Source organism: Cryomorpha ignava, from assembly GCF_010686655.1.
Taxonomy (GTDB): Bacteria; Bacteroidota; Bacteroidia; order Flavobacteriales_D; family Cryomorphaceae; genus Cryomorpha; species Cryomorpha ignava.
This window is the reverse complement of the sequence record NZ_JAAGVY010000120.1, coordinates 1-1,372: the sequence shown is the minus strand read 5'-3', so window position 1 is coordinate 1,372 and position 1,372 is coordinate 1. Positions and strand designations below refer to the sequence as shown.

Genomic DNA, 1,372 nt, shown 5'->3' with positions numbered 1-1,372 from the left:
GATAGTAGGCCCAATTGATGGGAATACAGATGCCGAGGTATCCATTGTAGGAGAGAACGATCAAAGTTGTTTTACTTCTGGTGAATTTGCCCCTGCTACGTTTTGTCCACCTAGCAATGACGAGGCATGTAATGCAACACCAATTTTTTGTGGTGATACAATCGTTCAGAATTATCAGGGTGCAACTTTATCAGAAACTTGTGGTGGCGGTTCAGGTGTAGCTGACGTTTGGTTTATCTTTACTGCAGATGGTACTCAGACTTATACGATTGCAGATGTTGGCCCCGGCTTCTTCGATGCCGTTGTTGGTCTATATCAAGGTGATGATTGTGGAAACCTTGTTTCTGTAGCTCCTTGTGCTGATTCCCCAGAGTCTTACTCTGTAACAGCCGCTGGAACTTATTACTTCTACATTCGTCCTTGGAGTATATTTACAACGAATCTTACTGGAAATGTATCTCTTACTTGTACGCCGTTTGACTGCCCAGGTGTAGGAAATATTGGTGATGCTTGTGATGATGGTGATGCTGGTACTGTTAATGATGAAATTTCCGCAGATTGCGAATGTGTTGGTACACCTCAGGTAGCGAATGATGAAGCTTGTACTGCCATTTCTCTTGCATGTGGAGATAGCCTTTCAGGATTATCTTTCGATGGCTCTACACAATCTTTTGATGATGCATGTTTTGGATCTGGAACCGGAGATGTATGGTTCTCATTTGTTGCAGATGGACTCCAAGTCTACGAAATCAGTGAAACTTCTTCTAGTAATGTAGTGGTTGATCTTTGGATAGGTGACGAATGTGGTGATTTGACTAACGTATTATCTTGCTCTGACAACCCGGAAACGTTAACAGTAGGCACCGCAGGCACTTACTATTTCAGAGTTCGTCCATTTAGCACAGCTACAACCCTTGCCGTAGAGCTTAATTGCATAGATTTTGCAGCAAACGATGAAGCTTGTTCTGCAACAGCTCTTGCATGTGGTGATACACTTTCAGGTCTCTCTTTCGCAGGCGCTACTCAATCTTTTGATGATGAGTGTACAGGTTCTGGAACCGCAGATGTGTGGATGTCATTTGTTTCAGATGGAACTCAGACTTACGAGATCGCTGAAATTAGCAGTAGCAATGTAGTTATTGACCTTTGGTCTGGAGATGATTGTGGTAACCTTACTGCGGTAACGGATTGTGAAAACTTCCCAGAAACAATCGAAGTGATTGATGCAGGTACCTATTATTTCCGTATCCGTCCATTTAGCACCGCTACTACTTACGCCGTGACATTGATTTGTACAGATTTTGACTGTCCTGATTTGAGCAATAATATCGGGAATGCCTGTGACGATGGTGATTCGAATACTGTGAATGAT

Annotated in this window: 1 protein-coding gene; it reads left to right on the top strand. The window is 42.9% G+C overall.

What is annotated here, in order from left to right; translation table 11 throughout:
• On the top strand, positions 1–1,372 hold a 1,372-nt coding region (locus G3O08_RS20650; RefSeq protein ID WP_163287341.1), incomplete at both ends, for a hypothetical protein.